Source organism: Streptomyces sp. NPDC000075, assembly GCF_040301925.1.
GTDB classification, from domain to species: Bacteria; Actinomycetota; Actinomycetes; order Streptomycetales; family Streptomycetaceae; genus Streptomyces; species Streptomyces polychromogenes.
This window is the reverse complement of the sequence record NZ_JBEPFL010000048.1, coordinates 31,873-51,953: the sequence shown is the minus strand read 5'-3', so window position 1 is coordinate 51,953 and position 20,081 is coordinate 31,873. Positions and strand designations below refer to the sequence as shown.

The 20,081-nt window shown below is 74.2% G+C and carries 14 protein-coding genes; 6 read left to right on the top strand and 8 right to left on the bottom strand.

The features are described 5' to 3' along the window. Window positions 1-132: 132 nt before the first annotated feature. Window positions 133-1,329 carry a PucR family transcriptional regulator gene (locus tag ABT403_RS35685; protein ID WP_344156997.1) on the bottom strand — a complete coding sequence of 399 codons (1,197 nt, stop codon included), beginning with the start codon at window positions 1,327-1,329 and terminating at the stop codon, window positions 133-135. A 515-nt stretch (window positions 1,330-1,844) separates the two neighbouring features. On the opposite strand from ABT403_RS35685, the gene ABT403_RS35680 reads away from it, so the two are divergent. The 5 genes from ABT403_RS35680 to ABT403_RS35660 all read left to right on the top strand — a co-directional run bounded on the left by ABT403_RS35680 (window position 1,845) and on the right by ABT403_RS35660 (window position 7,833). Beyond that, window positions 1,845-2,840: a hypothetical protein gene (locus ABT403_RS35680; RefSeq protein ID WP_344156993.1), complete on the top strand. Its 996-nt coding sequence runs from the start codon at window positions 1,845-1,847 to the stop codon at window positions 2,838-2,840. After that, window positions 2,837-4,306, top strand: coding sequence for an NADH-ubiquinone oxidoreductase-F iron-sulfur binding region domain-containing protein (locus ABT403_RS35675; protein ID WP_344156990.1), 1,470 nt, complete (start codon window positions 2,837-2,839; stop codon window positions 4,304-4,306). The genes ABT403_RS35680 and ABT403_RS35675 overlap by 4 nt, the downstream gene beginning before the upstream one ends. A 158-nt stretch (window positions 4,307-4,464) precedes the next feature. Further along, a complete protein-coding gene (locus tag ABT403_RS35670; protein ID WP_344158900.1) occupies window positions 4,465-5,514 on the top strand; it encodes an SCO0930 family lipoprotein in 1,050 nt (349 codons plus the stop codon). Window positions 5,515-5,630: 116 nt separating this feature from the next. Beyond that, window positions 5,631-6,083, top strand: coding sequence for a hypothetical protein (locus ABT403_RS35665; protein WP_344156987.1), 453 nt, complete (start codon window positions 5,631-5,633; stop codon window positions 6,081-6,083). 178 nt (window positions 6,084-6,261) lie between these two features. Next, window positions 6,262-7,833 (top strand): alpha/beta hydrolase, encoded by a 1,572-nt coding sequence (locus ABT403_RS35660; protein ID WP_344158898.1) that lies wholly within the window; start codon window positions 6,262-6,264, stop codon window positions 7,831-7,833. A 21-nt stretch (window positions 7,834-7,854) separates the two neighbouring features. Here ABT403_RS35660 and ABT403_RS35655 read toward each other — a convergent pair whose 3' ends face one another. The 7 genes from ABT403_RS35655 to ABT403_RS35625 form a co-directional block, all read right to left on the bottom strand. Then, window positions 7,855-9,168 carry an MFS transporter gene (locus tag ABT403_RS35655; protein ID WP_344156984.1) on the bottom strand — a complete coding sequence of 438 codons (1,314 nt, stop codon included), beginning with the start codon at window positions 9,166-9,168 and terminating at the stop codon, window positions 7,855-7,857. A gap of 4 nt (window positions 9,169-9,172) precedes the next feature. Continuing rightward, entirely contained in the window at window positions 9,173-9,586 is a 414-nt protein-coding gene (locus tag ABT403_RS35650) for a PaaI family thioesterase (protein ID WP_344156981.1), read from the bottom strand. Window positions 9,587-9,642: 56 nt separating this feature from the next. Continuing rightward, window positions 9,643-11,658 carry an oxidoreductase gene (locus ABT403_RS35645; protein WP_344156978.1) on the bottom strand — a complete coding sequence of 672 codons (2,016 nt, stop codon included), beginning with the start codon at window positions 11,656-11,658 and terminating at the stop codon, window positions 9,643-9,645. A gap of 163 nt (window positions 11,659-11,821) precedes the next feature. After that, window positions 11,822-14,845: an alpha-mannosidase gene (locus ABT403_RS35640; RefSeq protein ID WP_344156975.1), complete on the bottom strand. Its 3,024-nt coding sequence runs from the start codon at window positions 14,843-14,845 to the stop codon at window positions 11,822-11,824. A 56-nt stretch (window positions 14,846-14,901) separates the two neighbouring features. Continuing rightward, complete coding sequence (locus ABT403_RS35635; protein WP_344156972.1) at window positions 14,902-15,744, bottom strand: carbohydrate ABC transporter permease; 843 nt, start codon at window positions 15,742-15,744, stop codon at window positions 14,902-14,904. Continuing rightward, entirely contained in the window at window positions 15,741-16,643 is a 903-nt protein-coding gene (locus ABT403_RS35630) for a carbohydrate ABC transporter permease (protein ID WP_344156969.1), read from the bottom strand. The genes ABT403_RS35635 and ABT403_RS35630 overlap by 4 nt, the downstream gene beginning before the upstream one ends. Then, on the bottom strand, window positions 16,640-17,974 hold the full coding sequence (locus tag ABT403_RS35625; RefSeq protein WP_344156966.1) for an ABC transporter substrate-binding protein: 1,335 nt from the start codon (window positions 17,972-17,974) through the stop codon (window positions 16,640-16,642). Before ABT403_RS35625 ends, ABT403_RS35630 begins: the two co-directional genes overlap by 4 nt. 492 nt (window positions 17,975-18,466) lie before the next feature. Between ABT403_RS35625 and mdlC the strand changes: the two genes are divergently transcribed. Continuing rightward, window positions 18,467-20,077, top strand: coding sequence for a benzoylformate decarboxylase (gene mdlC, locus ABT403_RS35620; protein ID WP_344156963.1), 1,611 nt, complete (start codon window positions 18,467-18,469; stop codon window positions 20,075-20,077). Window positions 20,078-20,081: the final 4 nt, after the last annotated feature.

The window sequence follows — 20,081 nt, the reverse complement described above, 5'->3', positions numbered from 1 at the left end:
CTTCTGGGCGGGGGGGGGGGTGGTTACACCGGGGGGGGGCCGGCCGCGCGTCGGGCGCGGGGCGGGGGTCCGGCCGGCAGGAAGCCTAGGGCCGCGGGCCCGGCCGCATGTGCGGGGTGAACGGCGCGCCGGTCACAGGCCGTTGACGCGGGCCATCCGTCCGACGACGAGGGGGGTGAAGTCCGGGGTGACCACGCGGGCGGCGCGGCGGGCGACCCGGGAGTGCCGGCGGCGTACCTGGGCCATCAGGCGGCGGCTGCGCAGGGCCATCTCCAGTTCGAAGCGGGTACGGGGGTCGCGCAGTCCGGGCCCGAAGAGCTTCTCCAGCTGGCGCATCCGGTAGCGGACGGTCTGCGGGTGGACGTTGAGGGCCTTGGCGGCCTCGGGGGCGCCGCCGCCCTCCAGCCAGGCGAGGAGGGTGACCTCCAGCCGTTCGCTCTGGCGCGGGGTCAGATCGGCGAGGGGCCTCAGCCAGCGGGCGGCCAGGGCGTGGGCCAGGGGTTCGTCCTGGAGCAGCAGGAGGGTGGAGAGGTGGTCGTCGACGAAGACGGCCCGGGCGTCGAGGCCCGCGCGGGCGGGGGTGAGGGTGAGCAGGCGCAGGGCCCAGCGCAGGGAGGAGGCGGTGTCGCGGAGGGGGACGGCGTGGCCGACGGCGGCGAAGCGGCCGCGCAGCGGGGCTTCCAGGGCCGGGCGGGCGTCCGCGTCGGTGCTGGGGAGGAGCAGGCAGGGGCGGCCGGCGAACATGCCGGCGAGGGCGTCGTCGAGGACGGCCGCCAGTTGCTGGGCCTCGCCGGGGGTGGCGAGCGCGATGGCCCGGACGGCGGCGGGCAGAGGCCAGCCGGCGGCCCGGGCGAGGTCGTCGAGGGAGTCCTGGGAGGCGGCGCGGTCGTCGGTGAGGGCCTTGAACAGCTCCTGGCGCACCCGGTCGGGGGCGGCGGCTCCGCTCTCGTGCCGGGCGCCGTGGGCGTGGCGCTGTGCGGGGACCTGCGCGAGACCCTGGGGGACGACCTGGTGGTGGCCCTGTGCGTGGCCGTCGCCGCGGACGGCCTCGGGGGCGCCCTCGCGGGGGTCCTCCCGGCGTCCGTCGTGCCGGACCTCGTGTGCGCCGTCGAGAGCGGGGCCGAGGACGTCCTTGCCCTCGTGTCCGCCCTCCTCGCGCAGGGTTTCGTCGCGGTAGCCGAGGGCGGTGAGGAGGGCCTCCTCCACCCGCTGCCTGATCAGATCGTCGTCGACGGCCTCATCACCGTCGACAAGTGTGGAGAATCCGGGAATTCCCTGGAGCAGCTCCTCCACTATCTCCGCGGCCAGTGCGGGGAGTTCCCTGCGCACGGCACGCGTCCACTCTCCTCGCGGGCGGGACCAGATGCGGTTCAGAAGTTCGCACATCGTTTCCTCGTTCTTGCCGGGGTGAGGCCTGTCCGGTGGAGGAGCGACAAGCCCGTCAGGGTTGTCTGCCTCGCCAACGACCCTGCCTGTCAAGAGAGTTGCAGCCCCCACGCGCCCTTCTGGAGGGATCCGGCCACTTTTGCGCCCTCCGGGTTTGCCTTGTTTTTGCCCCGGGGGACGCATAGACGGCACGCGGCGCGGCGGCCTGTCACGACCTCCACTGGAGGGGAATCTTCCGGCGTCGTTCGATGCGCCGGAGACGCGGTGCGAGAAATTATCACGTTTCGATAAATCCTGTGGAGATGCTGCGCAGCTCCACGATGCTGCTGCACTCCGGCCCCGAGCCCTCTTCGGCCGGCGCGGGAATTCCACAGCGCTGCCGGCCGTCACGACCACGAACCCCGGGTGCCGAGCGCCAGGTGGACTGTGCTCGGAGCCCAGGTGCACAGGAGAACTGGATGCCCCTGCCCCAGCCGCACATACCCCGCTCCCACCGGTCGCGACGCAGGAGCCGCCATGCGGCGGCGGCCCCGGCCGCGGGACGGCGGGCCGTCCGGCGACCGCCCCTGCTGCCCTCCTCCGGCAGGCTGCGGCCCAGCGCCCTCTGCGCCGCCGGAGCCGCCCTCGTCGCCCTCGTCGTGGCCGTCCGCGCCGGGGCCCTGTCCCGGCTGTGGGAGTTCCTCGACTTCGGGGCGGGCGTGCTCGCGCTCGTCAGCCTCACCGCCACCGTCCTGTGGGGTCTGGCCGCCACCGACCGGGCCGTCCTCGGCTCCGGCCACCGGCTGCTGGCCCAGGGGGTGCACCGCGGCCTGGCCGTGTCCGGGCTGGGGTTCCTCGCCCTGCACGTCTGGGTCAAGGTGGCCCAGGCGCACACCACGGCGGCGGGCGCGTTCGTCCCCTTCGCGGACGCGGACCGGCCCGTCCTGATCGGCCTCGGCACCCTGGCCGGATATCTCTTCGTCTCCGTCGCCGTCTCCGGCGCCGTGCGTAGTGTGTTCGCGGTCAAGAACCGCTCCATGTGGTGGCGGGCGCTGCACATCGGCGCCTACCCGGCCTGGGGGGCCGCGCTGGTGCACGGGCTCAAGGCGGGCCGCGCCGCCGACGCCTGGGTGACGGCCTCGTACGCCCTGTGCCTGGCCGGGGTCGCCGTCGTCATCGTGCTGCGGCTGCGCTCCCGGCGGCTCGGCGCGGCCCCGCGTCCGGCCGCCGCCCCGTCCCCCGCCTCCACTCCCGCTCCCTCTCCCTCCCCGACCCCCGGTCCGCAGGACGGACGGCCCGCGAGCGGGCGGGCGCCCTTCGTCCGGGACGTCCCCCTCACCGCGATGCCCTCCGTCCCCGGGCAGCGCTCCGCCCCGGGCCCGGACACCACCGCCCGCCCGGCCCCGCCGCCGCGGCCGCAGGCCCAGCCGTACGCCGCCGCCACGGCGCCCGCCGACCGTGAGGGGTGGCGGTGAGCGGCCCGGCGGAGCGCCCCGGCCTCGGCTGCGTGGGCGCGCCCCGGCTGCTGACCGGGCTCGACCGGACCGCGCGGCTCGACCGCGACGCCCACCTGGCGGCGCACGGCCCGCTGCCCCGGCTGCGCCCGGACGAACTCGCCTCCCTCACCTCGGACATCGACCTGCGGGGACGGGGCGGGGCGGGGTTCCCCTTCGCCCGCAAGCTGCTGGCGGTGACCCGGTCGGCGCGGGAGAAGGAGTCCGCCACCGCCGTCGTGGTCAACGGCAGTGAGGGGGAGCCCAGTTGCCTGAAGGACACGGCCCTGCTGCTGCACGCCCCGCACCTGGTGCTGGACGGCGCCCTGCTGGCCGCGGCCGCCGTCTTCGCCGAGGACGTGGTGGTGGCCGTCACCCGGGCGGACGTGGAGCGGTCGGTGCGGGACGCCGTCGACGAACGGGGGCCGGGCGGGCGGCGGGTGCGCGTGGTGCGGCTTCCCGAACGGTTCGTGACCGGCGAGGGCACCGCCCTGGTCAGCGGTCTGAACGGCGGTCCGGCGCTGCCGTCCGGACAGCGGGTGCGGACCAGCGAGCGGGGTCTGGGCGGACTGCCGACCCTGCTGTCGAACACCGAGACCTACGCCCAGCTCGCCGTCGCCGCCCGGCTCGGCGCCCCGGCGTACCGCTCGGCCGGACTGCCCTCCGAGCCGGGGACGGTCCTGCTGACGGTCGCCGGGTCCACGGTCGTCGAGGCCCCGTCCGGCACCTCCCTGGCGTACGTCCTGGACCTGTGCGGGCACGGCGTCGGCCAGGGGGTACTGGTCGGCGGCTACCACGGCCGCTGGCTGGACCCCGGGGCGGCCCGGTCCGCCGGGGTGTCCCGGCAGTCCCTCGCGGCGTTCGGCGCGGTGCTGGGGGCCGGCGCGGTGCTGCCGCTGCCCGAGGGGACCTGTCCGGCCGGGGAGGTGGCGGCGGTGGCGCGCTGGATGGCCAAGGAGTCGGCCGGGCAGTGCGGTCCCTGCGTACGGGGGCTGCCCGCGCTGGCCGACGTACTGGAGGACGCCGTACGGGGCGGGGGCCGGGGGGCGCTGGAGGCGGTGGAGGCCCGGCTGAAGGCGGTCCGGCGCCGGGGCGCGTGCAGCCATCCGGACGGCACCTCGCACTTCGTGGCCTCGGCTCTCGCCGCGTTCCCCGAGGAGTTCCGCGACCACGCCCTCGGCAGCGGCTGCGGCCGCCCGGTGACGGGGGCGCTGGCCCTGCCCCGGGACGAGCCCGGGGCGGGGGCCGGGGGCGCGGAGCGGCTGGTCGTGGACTGGACGCTGTGCAAGGGGCACGGGCTGTGCGTGGACATCCTCCCCGACGTCGTACGGCTCGACGCGGACGGTTACCCGGCCCAGGCCTCCATGCCCGTCCCGGCGCGGCTGCGGCCCAAGGCCCTCCGCGCGGTGCGGCGCTGTCCGGCGCTCGCGCTGCGCTTCCGGGAATGAGGCGCGCACGGCCGCGACGGGCCCGGGAGTTCAATCCTGTCGCGATCTGACAAATTCCCGGGGAATGCGGCTCCGACCGGCCCGGGCCCCGTATCAATGGGCGAAGGCAGTGAGCCCACGGGATCGAACCAGAACCTCGAGGAGAGATCGTGAAGACAATGCGCCGTGAGATATTCGCCGGGTCGGCGGCGGCCGCGGTACTGCTGTTGACGGCCGGTTGCGGTGCCGGCGGGAATTCCGCTGAAAAGGGGAACACGGTGAAACCCGTGAGCGACAGCAAGCAGCTCGATCTGTACGGGTCGCCGGACTACGGGTCGGGGTCCGGGTCGGGTTCGGGCTACGGCGGCGGCTCCGGCGACGCCCCGGGCGGCGGGGGCGCGAAGAGCGGTCCGGCCGGGCAGCTGAAGGTGCAGGAGAGCCCGGGCCTGGGCGCCGCGGTCACCGACGGCGCGGGCTTCACCCTCTACCGGTTCGACAAGGACACGGCCAAGCCGCCGAAGTCCAACTGCGACGGCGACTGCGCCAAGGCCTGGCCGGTCGTCCTCGCGGACGACGCGCAGGCCGGGGCGGGGATCGACGCCGCGGCGGTGGGCTCGGTCACCCGGGCCGACGGCACCCGGCAGCTGACCCTCGGGGGCTGGCCGGTGTACCGCTACGCGAAGGACGCCAAGGCGGGGGACGCCCTCGGCGAGGGCGTCGGCGGCACCTGGCACGCCGTGGGCCCCGACGGCAAGCCGGCCGCGGCGGGCAAGGGCGCGGGAACGGGCGCCGGAATGGGCTCCGGAATGGGCTCCGGAATGGGAATGAACATGGGATCGGGGGCGAATCCCGCGCCGGACGGGAAGAAGGTGTCGCTCTCGGTCCGGCAGAACGCCCAGCTGGGCGGAATTCTGCAGAACGCGGAGGGCTGGACGCTCTACCGGTTCGACAAGGACAGTGCCTGGCCGATGAAATTCGGCTGCCTCGATGCCTGCCTGGACACCTGGAAGCCCGCCAAACCGGTGGACAAGGCGGAGGTCTCCGGAATTCCCGCCGAACTGGTCGGCTCGGTGAAACGGCCGGACGGTTCCGAGCAACTGACCATCGACTGCTGGCCCGTCTACACGTTCACCGGCGACAAGCAGCCGGGTGACGCCAACGGGCAGGGCAAGCAGGGCCTCTGGTTCGCCGTCACCGACAAGGGCAAGAAGGCGAAGGCCGCCGGCTAGCCCCGGCGCCCGCCCCCGCCCATCCCCCGATCCCGTGGTGCCCGGCCCCCCTCCCCCGCCGGGCACCACGGCCTCTTCCCGCTCCGTTCCCGCTCCGACTCGCCCGTGAGGTCGCCATGCCCCCGTCCCTCCGCCGAATCCGCCGCGCACTCGCGCCGGTCGCCGTCCTGGGCGCCGTGCTCGCGGCCGGCGCCTGCGCCGCGTCCGGCCACCCCGGGTCCGCGCACGCCGCCCACGCCGCGCACGCGCAGGGCACGGCTCCCGCCACCAGCGCCCCCGCGACGGTCGAGCAGCTCGCCGCCGCCCTGGGCTGCACCGCCGAACTGGGCACCCAGGCCGAGGAACTGCGCCAGGGGGCCTGCGAGACCGGACAGGGCGCCTACCGCATGACCACGTTCGCCGCCGAGGCGGGCCTGCGCTCCTGGCTGACGGAGGCGGAGCCGTACGGCGGGGTCTATCTGGTCGGGGACCGCTGGGTGGTCACCGGGCCCTCCGCCGACGCCCTGGCCGGGCTGCGCGGACGCCTCGGCGGCAGCGTCGAGACCGGCGCCGCGCACACCGGCCACTGACCCCGCCCAGGACCGCGGTACGGCCCAACCCCTAAGGGACTCAGGCCCGTTGTCCGAAATCGCCTCGTTCGTGAGGAGGACAAGGGCCGTCACGAGGGATGATTCGCCCCGCCTCCCGGTACTCCAAGGTGGTCAGAGACTCGCCCCTCTCCGAAAGGAACGGCCTTCCGTGCCGCAGATGAAACGTCTCGCGCCCCTGCTCGCCGCCGCCGGGTTACTGGCCGGCTCCCTGCCCCTCCTGACGGCCACTCAGGCCGCCGCCGGCCCCGCCTCCCAGGAGTACGCGCCGCCGAAGCCCGCCTGGCACCGGTGCGATCCCGCGCAGCCGGCCTCGTACGAGTGCGCGACGCTCAAGGTACCGCTCGACTACCGGCAGCCCCGGGGGCGCACCCTGGACCTCGCGATATCCCGGATGAAGAGCCCGGACCCGGCCAAGCGGCGCGGTGTCCTGCTGATGAACCCCGGCGGTCCCGGCGGACCGGGGCTCGACCTGCCGCTGATGGCGGACGGGGCGCTGCCCAAGGAGGTCCGTGAGACCTACGACCTGATCGGCTTCGACCCGCGCGGTGTCGGCGCGAGCAGCCCGGTCAGCTGCGGACTGACCGACGCGGAGCAGCAGTTCCAGCGGGCCTACCGGCCCGAGACCTTCGCCGCGGACGTGGCCTGGGCCCGCACGGTCGCGGACAAGTGCCGGGAGAAGGCCGGTGCGGTGCTCCCGTACATCACCACCCGCAACACGGCCCGTGACATGGACGCGATCCGCGTGGCCCTGGGCGAACGGAAGATCTCGTACCTGGGCTACTCGTACGGCACCTACCTCGGCGCGGTGTACACCCAGTTGTTCCCGTCCCGGACCGACCGCTTCGTCCTGGACAGCTCGATCGACCCGCGGCGGATCTGGCGCGGCATGATCCAGGTGTGGGCCACGGAGGCCGAGCCGGCGTTCGCGCGCTGGACGCGGTGGACGGCGGAGCGCGACGCCGAGTACCACCTCGGGACCACCCCGGAGGCGGTGTCGGCCGCGTTCTGGGACCTGGTGGCGCGGGCGGACCGGGACCCGGTCGAGCTCGACGGCCAGAAGCTCACCGGCGACGACATCCGCAGGGCCCGGCCCCTGTTCTTCTCCCCCGCCAGGGCGGCCCCGTTCGTCAGTGCCCTCAAGGCGGCGGCCGACGGCGCCCCCGTGCCCCGGGGCGCGGCCGTCCCGGAGGAGCTGCGCGGGAGCCCGCAGGGCCGCGCCGCCGGGCCCGCCCCGGACAACGGCATGGCCGTGGCCTTCTCGGTGCTGTGCGGGGACACCGACGCGTGGCCGCGCGACCCGGAGCAGTACCGGCGGGACGCGGAGCGGGACAAGGCCCGTTATCCGCTGTACGGGGACATGGCCTCGAACATCAAGCCGTGCGCCTTCTGGCAGCGGCCGGCCGAGGCGGCCACGCCGATGCGGGTCCCGGCGGACGTGCTTCTCGTGCAGAACGAGTGGGACTCGCAGACCCCGCTCGTCACCGGGCAGGGGATGCACACCGTCCTGCGGGGTTCGCGGATGGTCACGGCCCTCGGCGGTGAGGGGCACACGGTGTACCTGTCGGAGCCCGGCTCCTGTGTGAACGGCACGGTGAACACGTATCTGGCCACCGGCCGGCTGCCCGGCCGCGACGTGACCTGCACGACCGTCCCGGCTCCGGCCGGGCGGCGCGGGGCCCTGCCGGGTCCGGCGCCGCTGCCCTTCCCGGCCGGGCCCGACCGGTTCTGATCCCCGCGCCGGGGGCGTCCCTCACGCCCCCGGCGTCGGTTGTCCGGCCCCGCGGGCCCGGCGCCCGGCGGGGGCCGGCGCACCCGCGGCCCCCGCCGCCGGCGGCAGTCCGGCGCGCAGCGGGGTCGCCAGGCCCGCCGCGAGGATGAGCAGGCACAGCGCGCCGCCCGCCACGCTGGCCGCCGGCACCCCGAAGCGGGCCCCGGCCACGGTCAGGACGGCGGCGCCCAGGGGGCCGGCGGCGTTGTGCACGGTCCAGAAGGCGGAGGTGACCCGGCCGAGCAGGGCGTCCGGGGTGACCTCCTGGCGCAGGGTCATCGAGCTGACCCCGCCGAGGGTCATGCCGAACATGAAGACGGCGGCCAGGACGGCGATCGCGGGCACGCTGCGGCTGACGCCGGTGCCCGCCACCGCCACCGCGATCAGCCCGACGGAGCCCAGCCAGCAGGGCCCGAACCCGAGGGCCCGCCGCAGCCGGCCGGCCGCGAGGGCCGCGGCGATGACCCCGAGTCCGCTGACGGCGATCACGTAGCCGAGGGTGGCCGCGTCCCGCCCGAGGTCCTCCCGGACCCGGTAGATCAGCAGGTCGGTGGCGCCCATGGTGACGAAGGTCAGCAGGGTGAGCAGGACGGTCAGGGGGCGCAGCAGCACGTGCCCCCACAGGAAGCGGAAGCCCACGGTGAAGACCTCGCGCAGCCCTCCGGCCGAGGAGGCCGGTGCCGGTGCCGGGGTCTCCCGCGCGGGCCGTGCTCGGCGTCCGAAGGTCACCCAGCGCAGGCTGACCGCCGAGACCAGGAAGGTCGCCCCGTCGACGCCCAGGGCCCATTCACCGCCGGGCCCGGCGGTGATGAAGCCGGCGGCGACCGGGCCGGCCAGCGTCCCGAGGGCGAAGGTGCCCATGAGCCGCGCGTTGGCGGCGGTGAGCTCGCCGGGCCCGACCAGATGGGGCACGGCGGTCACGTACGCGACGTCGAACAGCGTCTTCAGGGCGGTGACCAGCGTGGTCAGTACGTACAGCACCCACATCCGCGGCCCGGCCGTCAGCCAGACCAGCGGGACGGCGCCGAGCAGCAGGCCCCGCAGCAGGTCGCAGGCGATCATCAGGCGGCGCCGGTCCGCGCGGTCCACCACGTGTCCGGCGAACAGCCCGGTGAGGATCCCGGTCACGCCCGAGACGACGGTGATGAGGCCCATCTGGACGAGGGACCCGGTCGCTTCGAGCACCAGCATGGGCAGCGCCACCAGGGAGAGCGAGCCGCCGACGACGGACAGGGCCTGGCCGAGCCAGAAGACGGTGAAGTCGCGATTGCGCCGGAGCGGGACGGGAGCGCTCACCCGCTCAGCCCAGCAGGGCGTACACCGTGGACGCGGTGGCGGCCGGGTCCTGGGCACCGTCCGGGGTCATGACGGCGTCGGCGAAGGCCATCCGCCTGCCGAGCTTGGTGACCCGTACGGTGATCAGCACGTCGGTACCGACGACCGGCCGCTGGAAGCTGGTGGACTGCTGGACGGTGGTCATCGGGCCGTAGGCCCCGCGCGCGGCGGAGACCGCGATGACGGTGGCGGTGTCGGCGGCGGCCATCAGGGCCTGTCCGGACAGGCCTCCGCCGTCCCGGGCCAGGGAGTCCGACCAGGGCAGCCGCAGGACGGTGTGCCGCTCCCCGGTCTCCTCGACGGTGAGGCCGAGGGCGAGGACCCAGGGGGCGAAGTTGTCGGCGAGGATCTTGTCGGCTTCTGCGGGTGTCAGCGTCACCCGGAGATTGTGGCGGCCCCGCCGGGCCGCCACAACCGCCTTTCCGCCGGGGCGGATCAGAGGGTGGCGGCCAGCTCGGTGCCCTGGCGGACGGCCCGCTTGGCGTCGAGTTCTGCGGCCACGTCGGCGCCGCCGATCAGGTGCGCCTCGACGCCCTCGGCGCGCAGCGCCTCGTACAGGTCGCGGCGCGGCTCCTGGCCGGTGCACAGGACGACCGTGTCGGCGGGGACCAGGCGCGGTTCGCCGTCGACGGTGATGTGCAGGCCCTCGTCGTCGATCCGCTCGTAGGTGGCGCCTGCGACGGAGACGACCCCCCGGTGCTTGAGTTCCGCGCGGTGGATCCAGCCGGTGGTGGTGCCGAGGCCGGCGCCGACCTTGGTGGTCTTGCGCTGGAGGAGGGTGACGCGGCGCGGGGCGGCGGGGCGTTCGGGGGCGGTGAGGCCGCCGGGGCCGGCGTACGTGGTGTCGACGCCCCAGTGGCGGAAGTAGACGGCGGGGTCCTGGGAGGCGCCCTCGCCGCTGTCGGTGAGGAACTCGGCGATGTCGAAGCCGATGCCGCCGGCGCCGACGACGGCGACGTCGCGGCCGACGGGGGCGCCGTCGCGCAGCACGTCGAGGTAGCTGACGACGTTCTCCCGGTCGACGCCCTCGATGGCGGGGGTGCGGGGGGTGACTCCGGTGGCGACGACGACCTCGTCGTAGCCGCGCAGGGCGTCCACGTCGGCGGGGGTGTTCAGGCGCAGGTCGACGCCGCACGCTTCGAGCCGGTTGCCGAAGTAGCGGATGGTCTCCGCGAACTCCTCCTTGCCGGGGATCCGGCGGGCGATGTCGAGCTGGCCGCCGATGTGGCCGGAGGCCTCGAAGAGGGTGACGGCGTGGCCGCGTTCGGCGGCGGAGACGGCGCAGGCGAGGCCGGCGGGGCCGGCGCCGACGACGGCGACGGTCTTCTTCGTCCGGGTCGGGGAGAGGACCAGTTCGGTCTCGTGGCAGGCGCGCGGGTTGACCAGGCAGCTGGTGATCTTGCCGCTGAAGGTGTGGTCGAGGCAGGCCTGGTTGCAGCCGATGCAGGTGTTGATGGTCTCCGGGCGGCCCTGGGCGGACTTGGCGACGAAGTCGGCGTCCGCGAGGAAGGGGCGGGCGAGGGAGACCAGGTCGGCGCGGCCGTCGGCGAGGATCTCCTCGGCCTTCTCGGGGGTGTTGATGCGGTTGCTGGTGACGAGGGGGACGGAGACCGCGCCCATCAGCTTCCGCGTGACCCAGGTGTAGGCGCCGCGCGGGACGGAGGTGGCGATGGTGGGGATGCGGGCCTCGTGCCAGCCGATGCCGGTGTTGATGATGGTCGCGCCGGCCGCCTCGATCTCCTTGGCGAGGTGGACGACCTCGTCGAGGGTGGAGCCGCCGGGGACCAGGTCCAGCATGGACAGGCGGTAGATGAGGATGAAGTCCTCGCCGACGGCGGCGCGGGTGCGGCGGACGATCTCCAGCGGGAAGCGTACGCGGTTCTCGTACGCGCCGCCCCAGCGGTCGGTGCGCCGGTTGGTGGCGGCGGCGATGAACTCGTTGATCAGGTAGCCCTCGGAGCCCATGATCTCGACGCCGTCGTAGCCGGCGAGCTTGGCGAGGCGGGCGGCGCGGACGAAGTCCTCGACGGTGGCCTCGACGTCGGCGTCGGAGAGCTCGTTCGGGACGAAGGGGCTGATGGGGGCCTGGATCGCGCTGGGGGCGACGAGGTCCTTGTGGTAGGCGTAGCGGCCGAAGTGGAGGATCTGCATGGCGATCTTCCCGCCCTCGGCGTGCACCGCGTCGGTGATCACCCGGTGCTCGGCGGCCTCCTCCTCGGTGGTGAGGCGGGAGCCGCCCTCGAAGGGCCGCCCGGCGTCGTTGGGGGCGATGCCGCCGGTCACGATGAGGCCGGCGCCGCCCTTGGCGCGCTCGGCGTAGAAGGCGGCGAGGCGCTCGAAGCCGCCCTGGTGCTCCTCCAGGCCGGTGTGCATCGAGCCCATGATCACGCGGTTCGGCAGGGTGGTGAAGCCGAGGTCCAGGGGGCTCAGCAGGTGCGGGTACGGGCTCATGGGTGTGTGTCTCTCCTCGCGCGGTGTCCTGACCCTGTTGTAAGCGAGCGGGAGAGGGTTTTGCAACTAAGTGCAAAACAGCTGTGGCGACTCTCACGGCCCCGCGGCCCCTCCGGCCGGTGCCGGAGGGGCCGCAGGGGCGCGCGTCGCGGGCCGGGGGCCCTCAGGCGCGGTGCAGGCGGACCGTGACGATCTGGAACGGGCGCAGGGTCAGCGGGAGGGCGCCCGACGGGGTCGGGGCGCCGACGGCCGTGGGGGACAGCGGGCGCTCCAGGAGGTCGGTCTCGGTGGCCGCCCCGACGGGGAAGCCGGGGGTCAGGACGGCGCGGGCGCGGCCGCCCCGGGACTCGTAGAGCCGGACGATCACGTCCCCGCCGCGGTCCTCGGCGAGCTTGACCGACTCCACCACCACGGCGTCGTCGTCGACGGCGACCAGCGGCGCGACCGGGCCGGCGCCGCGCAGGACGCGCTCGGGCAGGTTCAGCGCGTGGCCCTCGCGGACCGCGTCCCCGATGCCCGCGCCGGGTGCGAGGGAGTAGCCCAGGGTGTGGCGGCCCTGGTCGGTCCGCGGGTCCGGGTAGCGCGGGGCGCGCAGCAGGGAGAGGCGGACGGTGGTGGTCTGGCCGCCGTCGGGGCGGATGTCGCGGGTGACGTCGTGGCCGTAGGTGGAGTCGTTGAGCAGGGCCGTGCCCCAGCCCGGTTCCTCCGCGTGGATCCAGCGGTGGGCGCAGATCTCGAACCGGGCGGCCTCCCATGAGGTGTTGGTGTGGGTGGCCCGCTGGACGTGTCCGAACTGGGTCTCGGAGGAGGTCCGTTCGGCCTTCACGTCCAGGGGGAAGGCGGCCTTCAGGAACTTCTCCGTCTCGTGCCAGTCCACCTCGGTGACGAGGTCCACCGTCTTGGCGCCGGCCCGCAGGGTGATCGTCTGGGAGACGGCGGAGGAGCCGAAGGAGCGGGTGACGGTGACGGTGCCGGCGTCCGGGCCGGCGTCGGTGACCTCCAGGGCGTCGAGGCCGGTGAGGTCGGTGACCCTGTTGCGGTAGAAGGCCTCGACGTCCCAGGCGTCCCACATGTTGGGGAAGTCCGGGTGGATCTGGAGCAGGTTGGCGGCGGCTCCGGGGGCGAGGGCCTCGCGGCCGTGCTCCAGGTCGTAGGCGGAGACGATCAGGCCGCGGCCGTCGACCTCCACCAGCAGCCGCCCGTTCGCCAGGACGTGCCCGCCGCCGTGCCGCTCCTCCACGGTGACCGGCTGCGGGGCCGGGGCGGGGCGGTCCGCGCCGCCGGCGGGGACTCCGCGCCGGGCGTGCGGGGCGCAGTTGAAGACGAGTTCCTCGTCCCCCTCCCCCGCCAGCGCGGTCTGCGCGGCCAGGGTGAGGGCGCGCAGCTCCTCCCCGACGCGGGCGTACGTCTCGCGGGCCTCGCGGTGGACCCAGGCGATGGAGGAGCCGGGCAGGATGTCGTGGAACTGGTGGAGCAGGACGGTCTTCCAGAGGCGCTCCAGGTCCTCGTACGGGTAGGCGAAGCCGGGGACGCGTACGGCGGCCGTCGCCGCCCACAGCTCGGCCTCGCGCAGCAGGGACTCGCTGCGGCGGTTGCCCTGCTTGGTGCCGGCCTGGGAGGTGTAGGTGCCGCGGTGCAGTTCCAGGTAGAGCTCGCCGGCCCAGACGGGGGCGTCCTCGTACTCGGCACGGGCCCGCTCGAAGAAGGCGTCCGGGCGCTCGATCTCCACGCGCGGGGAGCCTTCGAGGTCGCGCAGCCGGCGGGCGCGGGCCAGCTGCTCGCGGGTGGGGCCGCCCCCGCCGTCGCCCCAGCCGAAGGGCACCAGGGAGCGCGTACCCCGGCCCTTCTCGCGGTAGTTGCGCGCGGCGTGCGCGAGCTGGGCGCCGCCCAGGTCGCTGTTGTAGGTGTCGACGGGCGGGAAGTGGGTGAAGACCCGGGAGCCGTCGATGCCCTCCCACCAGAAGGTGTGGTGCGGGAACCGGTTGGTCTGGGACCAGCAGATCTTCTGGGTGAGGAACCAGCGGTTTCCCGCCAGCCGGACGATCTGGGGCAGCGCGGCGGTGTAGCCGAAGGAGTCGGGTAGCCACACCCCCTTGGTGTCGATGCCGAACTCCTCCAGGAAGAACTTCTTGCCGTAGAGGAACTGGCGGACCATGGCCTCGCCGCCGACCATGTTGGTGTCCGACTCCACCCACATGCCGCCGACCGGCACGAACTGCCCGTCCGCGATCTTCTTCTTGACCCGTTCGAAGAGCTCGGGCCGGTGCGTCTTGATCCAGTCGAGCTGCTGGGCCTGGGACATGGCGAAGACGAACTCGGGGTGCTCGTCCATCAGGGCGACCACGTTGGAGGCGGTCCGGGACACCTTGCGGACCGTCTCGCGCAGCGGCCACAGCCAGGCCGAGTCGATGTGGGCGTGGCCGACGGCGCTGATCCGGTGCGCGGAGGCGTGGGCGGGCGAGGCGAGCACCCCGGCGAGGCGGGCGCGGGCGGCGGCGGCCGTGCCGGGGACGTCGTCCAGGTCGAGCGCGTCGAGGGCGGCGCCGACGGCGTGCAGGACGGTGTGGCGGCGGGCGTCGTCCCCGGCGAGCTGGGACATCAGCCCTTCGAGGACGTCGAGGTCCTGGACGAGTTCCCAGACCTCGGTCTCGAAGACCGTCAGGTCCGTCCGGGCCAGCCGGTACAGGGGCCGGTCGCCGCTGGTCATCCGGTCCCCCTCGGTGGTGGGCCGGTGTTCGACGAGGACGGGGTTGGCGGCGGCCTCGACGTACCACTCGATCCGCTCGCCGCCGGCCGCCCGGTCGGCCACGCGCACCCAGTCGTTGTACGGGTTGAGGCCCTTGACCTCGGAGCCGTCGGCCCGGTGCACCAGGCCCTCGCACTGGAACCCGGGCATCAGCCGGTCGAAGCCGAGGTCGAGGACGGCCTCGACGGTGCGGCCCGCCCAGTCGGCGGGTACGGCGCCGGTGATCCGGAACCAGGTGGTTCCCCAGGCCGGGCCCCAGGCGTCACCGGCCGCGCAGGGGGTGTAGGGCGCGGCCAGGCCCTCGGCGACGGGCACGGGCTCGCCGGGGGCGTCCCAGCGTTCGACGGTGAGCGGGAGCGTACGGGAGCGGACGGCGGGCCTGATGCGTTCGCCCAGGACCCGGCGCAGGCGTTGCTCGGTGATGCTGCGGTCGTCGTGCATGACGGCGGCTCCAGAGGGGAGGGTCGGTGCGGGGGGGGCGGATCGGGTCGGGGCGGTCAGACCTTGACGGCCCCCTCTCCCACCCCGCGGAAGAAGAAGCGCTGGAGGGCGAGGAAGAGCAGCAGCATCGGCAGCAGGGCGGCCATCGCCCCGGCCGCGATCAGCCGCTGGTCGTTGACGGTGGTGGCGCCGGCCAGGCTCTTGAGGCCGAGCTGGAGGGTGTAGTGGTCGCTGTCGGTCAGGACGATCAGGGGCCACAGGAAGTCGTCCCAGGCTCCCATGAAGCTCGTGACGGCCACCACGGCCAGGGCGCCCCGGGACGCCGGGAGGAAGACGCGGGTGAACCGGGTCCACTCGTTCGCCCCGTCGAGCACCGCGGCCTCCTCCAGCTCCCTGGGGACGGCAAGGAACGCCGCCCGCATGATCATGATGTTGAGGACGGAGACCGCGCCGGGCAGCCACACGCCGACCAGGGTGTCGACCAGCCCCATCTCCCGGACGGTGAGGAACATCGAGATCATCACGGACTCGAAGGGGAACATCAGGGTGGCGGTCAGCACGGTGAAGACCGTCCTGCGGCCCTTCCAGCCCTCCCGGGACAGGGCGTAGCCGCCCATCGCGGAACACAGCAGGTTCGAGGCGACGGCGAGGGCCGCGACCACGAGGGTGTTGGCGGTGTACGCGAGCAGCGGGAAGGACTCGGCGACCCGGACGTAGTTGTCGAGGGTGGGGCGGGCGGGCAGGACCCCCTCGTAGACGTTCTCGCCGCGCCCGCGCAGCGAGGTGAGGAACTGCCAGGCCAGGGGGCCGGTCGTGACCACCAGGGCCAGGCAGAGCGTCAGGTAGCGGGCGGTGAGGCCGGCGGCCCGGCGGCCGGCCGGGCGGTGGGGCCGGCTCACGCCTCGTCCCCCTTCGCCAGCCGGCGGCCCAGCAGGCTGAAGACCAGGGTCAGCAGGAACAGCAGCAGGGAGAGGGCGGAGGCGTAGCCGGTCTCGCCGGCGAAGCCCAGGCCTGCCTGCCGGATGAGGAACGGCAGGGTACGGGCGCCGCCGCCGGGTCCGCCGCTCTCCCCGCCCAGGATGTAGACCTCGGTGAACACCCGCAGGGCCGAGATCGCCGAGAGCGTCCCGACGAGCAGCATCATCGGTTTCACGGACGGGACGGTGATGCTGGTGAACCGGCGCACCGCCCCGGCCCCGTCGAGGGCGGCGGCCTCGTACAGGGCGCCGGGGACGTTCCCCAGGGCGGCCAGGTAGAAGACCATGTAGTAGCCGAGGCCCTTCCACACGGTGACGATCATCGCGGAGACCAGCAGGAGCGTGCTGTCGGTGAGGAAAGGCACGGGCTCCGCGACCAGCCGCAGCCGGACCAGGACGGCGTTGACCGCCCCGTCGCTGCGCAGCAGCCACTGCCAGATCAGGCCGACCACCACGGCGGAGGCGATCACCGGGGTGTAGAACGCGGACCGGAACAGGCCGATGCCGGGGACCTCGCGCCGGACCAGGACGGCCAGCGCGAGCGGCAGCAGCACCAGGCAGGGCACGACGACCACCAGGTACAGCACGCTGTTGGCGGCGGCCAGCCAGAAGTCGGGGTCGGCCAGGGCCCGCCGGTAGTTGGCGAGGCCCACGAAGCGGCCGCCGTCCAGGACCCGGGCGTCGGTGAGGGACAGGACGACGGTGTTGACGAACGGCCAGAGGCTGAACAGCAGCACCGCGGCCAGCCCGGGCGCGAGGAACAGGTACGGGCTCCACCACCGCCGGTGCGGCAGCCCTCCCGCGCCCTCGGGGGCCGTCACCTCTCGCCCGCCGCGGCCAGCAGCCGGTTGGCCTCCTCCTGGGCCCGGCGCACGGCCGTGCGGGCGTCCTCCTCGCCCTTGACGGCCTTCTGCATCTCGCGCGCGACGGCGTCGCCGACCTGACTGGTCCACTGGACGGGGGTGTTGGCGTCGAGCGCGGCCGTCCTCAGCTGTTCGGCGCCGATCGCGCGGGCCACCGTCTCGGCGTCCTTGCCGTCGCCCCGGTCGGCGAAGCGCGGGTCGGCCAGGCCCCGGGCGTTGGAGGGGTAGATGGTGGCCCGCCGGGAGAACTCGACCTGGTTGGGGCCGTTGGTGACCCACTTGGCGAACTCGGCCGCCGCGTCCGGGTGCGCGGTGTCCTTGCGGATGCCGAGGGACTGGGCGTAGATCCCGATGTGGCCGAGGGTTCCGGTGACGGCGCCCGCGACCCGGGTCTGGGCGTACACCTGCGGGGCGTTGGCCTTGACGTCCTTGACGAAGCCCGGGGAGCCGGGGCCGAAGACGAGTCTGCCGCTGCCGTACAGCTGGTTGACGTCGTCGGCCTTCAGCAGGGACTCCTTGGGCATGGCGCCCTTGGCGTACAGGTCCTTCATCCGTTCGGCCCAGGTGACGGCCCGGTCGGTGTCGAAGGTGAAGCGGTCCCCGGCGGCGTTCAGCAGCGGGACGCCCATCTTCTGCCAGTCACCGGGCAGCCTCCCCTTGGGGTCGGCCATGAAGGCCGCGTACCGGCCGCCGGAGCTCCGCGCGATCCGCTCGGCGTAGTCGAAGAACTGCTCGACGGTGGTGGGCGGCCGGTCCGGGTCGAGGCCGGACCTCACGAACAGGTCCTGGTTGTAGGTGAGGATCTCGGGGGTCACGTACCACGGGTAGGCGTAGACCCCCTCGCCCTTGCCGGGCAGCTTGAACTGCTCCCAGGCTCCCGGGACGTACTCCGCGGCCACCGCCCCGTCGAGTGCGGCCACGTCGGCGAGCATGCCGCGGCCGGCGAGGAGCTGGAAGGAGTCGGTGGAGAGGTTGACGACGTCGGGGAGGGCCCCGGCCCGGGCGTCCGCGACGAGCTTCTCGTTGTAGCCGTCGCCGGGGACGTCCTCCCACTTCACCTTGACGTCGGGGTACTTCCGCTCGAAGGCGTCGATGACGCCCTGCACGTAGGCGGTGTAGACGGGCTTGAGCTGGAGGGTCCGGAAGGTGATCTCCCCGGCCACCCGGCCGGTCCGGTGCGCCTGGCCCGTGTCACGGCCCGCGCCGCCGAGGCCGCAGGCGGAGAGGGAGAGGAACCCGGCGGCCAGCGCGGTGGCGACGGCCGTACGGGTCAGGTGGGAACGGGTCATCGTCGCCGCCTTCGTGGGAGTTCCGGCTCCGGCGCCGGAGGGCGGTGCCCCAGGCTGTACGCACGCGCCGGGCCCGTCAATGCGGCCGGAATCCCGATGGCCGGGGAAACCCGTGTCCGCGGCCGGAACGCGGAACCGGGAGCCGCCGTGCGCCATTCCCTCCCCACGCGACCGGCCTGCACTGATGCGCTTTAGCAGGCGCCGCCGGGCGGAAATCGCGGAAAAGGCCGCCCGGGTGATTCCCGGCAGGATTTGACCACTTGTCGACGGTGCGTCACACGGCACGCCGATAAAGGGCAAGGGCACGCGCCCACGCGGTTTATCGGCACGCGGGGAACCGTGCCCAGTAGCACGTGCGGCGGGCGCCGGGCAAGGGTTCCCCGGTGACCGACCCGAACGGATCATGGGTTTTGCCTCGCTCCACGCAATGTGATGGATTGATCACCCGCTGTCGCCACCCCTGCCCCCGCCCCACCCACGGGAGGAACCGCCATGCGCACGGTCCGAGAGTCGGTCCTGGACGTCCTGCGAACCCACGGGATGACCACGGTCTTCGGCAACCCGGGTTCCACCGAACTCCCCATGCTCAAGCGGTTCCCCGAGGACTTCCGCTACGTCCTGGGACTCCAGGAGGCCGTCGTCGTCGGCATGGCCGACGGCTTCGCCCTCGCCTCGGGCACGACCTCCCTGGTCAACCTGCACACCGGGCCGGGCACGGGCAACGCGATGGGCGCGATCCTCGGCGCCCGCGCCAACCGCACCCCGATGGTGGTCACCGCCGGACAGCAGGTGCGCGCCATGCTCACCATGGAGGCCCTGCTGACCAACCCCCAGCCGACCCTCCTGCCCCAGCCCGCCGTGAAGTGGGCGTACGAGCCGCCGCGCCCGGCGGACGTCGGCCCCGCGCTCGCCCGCGCGGTGCGGATCGCCGAAACCCCTCCGCAGGGGCCGGTGTTCGTCTCGCTGCCGATGGACGACTTCGACGTGCTGCTCGACGAGGACGAGGACCGGGCCGCCCAGCGGACGGCGGCACGGACCGTGACGCACGCCGCCGCCCCCGCCGCCGAGGTGGTGGAGCGGCTGGCCGCACGGCTCGCGGGCGCCCGCAGCGCCGTCCTCGTCGCCGGGAACGACGTGGACGCCTCCGGGGCCTGGGACGCCGTGGTGGAGCTGGCCGAGCGCACGGGACTGCCGGTCTGGTCCGCGCCGACCGAGGGGCGGGTCGCCTTCCCCAAGTCCCACCCGCGGTACCGGGGGATGCTGCCCCCGGCGATCGGGCCGCTCTCCCGCTGCCTGGAGGGCCACGACCTGGTGCTGGTGATCGGCGCGCCCGTCTTCTGCTACTACCCGTACCTCCCCGGCGCCTACCTCCCCGAGGGCGCCGAGCTCGTCCAGCTGACCCGGGACGCGGACGAGGCCGCCCGGGCTCCCGTCGGTGACGCCCTGGTGGCCGACATCGCCCTGACCGTACGTGCGTTGACCGAAGCGCTGCCCGCCCGGGAGGCGGCCCCGGCCGCGCCGCGCCTCGCGCGGGCCGAGTCCTTCGAGGAGGTCGACGGGGCACTCACCCCCCTCGCGGCGATGACGGCCATCGCCCAGGGCGCCCCGGACGACACCCTCTGGATCAACGAATCCCCCTCCAACCTGGGGCAGTTCCACGACGCCACCCGGATCGACACCCCCGGCTCCTTCCTCTTCACGGCAGGCGGCGGCCTCGGCTTCGGCCTCGCCGCCGCCGTCGGCGCCCAGCTCGGGGCCCCGGACCGGCCGGTCGTCTGCGTCATCGGCGACGGCTCCACCCACTACGCCGTCCAGGCCCTGTGGACCGCCGCCGCCTACAAGGTGCCCGTCACCTTCGTCGTGCTGAGCAACCAGCGCTACGCGATCCTCCAGTGGTTCGCCCAGGTGGAACGGGCCCAGGGCGCGCCCGGGCTCGACATCCCGGGCCTGGACGTCACGGCCGTCGCCACCGGCTACGGGGTGCGCGCCCACCGGGCGTCCGGCTGGGCCGAACTGGCCAAGCTCGTACGGGAGTCGGCCCTCCAGCAGGACGGCCCGGTGCTCATCGACGTGCCCGTCACCACCGAACTCCCCACCCTGTAGCCCC

What these genes read in the sequence shown, in the direction of transcription:
- ABT403_RS35680 (WP_344156993.1), top strand. Translation starts at nt 1,845, where the DNA reads ATGCCCCTGCCCCAGCCGCACATACCCCGCTCCCACCGGTCGCGACGC.
- ABT403_RS35670 (WP_344158900.1), top strand. Translation starts at nt 4,465, where the DNA reads ATGCGCCGTGAGATATTCGCCGGGTCGGCGGCGGCCGCGGTACTGCTG.
- ABT403_RS35665 (WP_344156987.1), top strand. Translation starts at nt 5,631, where the DNA reads ATGCCCCCGTCCCTCCGCCGAATCCGCCGCGCACTCGCGCCGGTCGCC.
- ABT403_RS35660 (WP_344158898.1), top strand. Translation starts at nt 6,262, where the DNA reads ATGAAACGTCTCGCGCCCCTGCTCGCCGCCGCCGGGTTACTGGCCGGC.
- ABT403_RS35645 (WP_344156978.1), bottom strand. Translation starts at nt 11,658, where the DNA reads ATGAGCCCGTACCCGCACCTGCTGAGCCCCCTGGACCTCGGCTTCACC.
- ABT403_RS35640 (WP_344156975.1), bottom strand. Translation starts at nt 14,845, where the DNA reads ATGCACGACGACCGCAGCATCACCGAGCAACGCCTGCGCCGGGTCCTG.
- ABT403_RS35625 (WP_344156966.1), bottom strand. Translation starts at nt 17,974, where the DNA reads ATGACCCGTTCCCACCTGACCCGTACGGCCGTCGCCACCGCGCTGGCC.
- mdlC (WP_344156963.1), top strand. Translation starts at nt 18,467, where the DNA reads ATGCGCACGGTCCGAGAGTCGGTCCTGGACGTCCTGCGAACCCACGGG.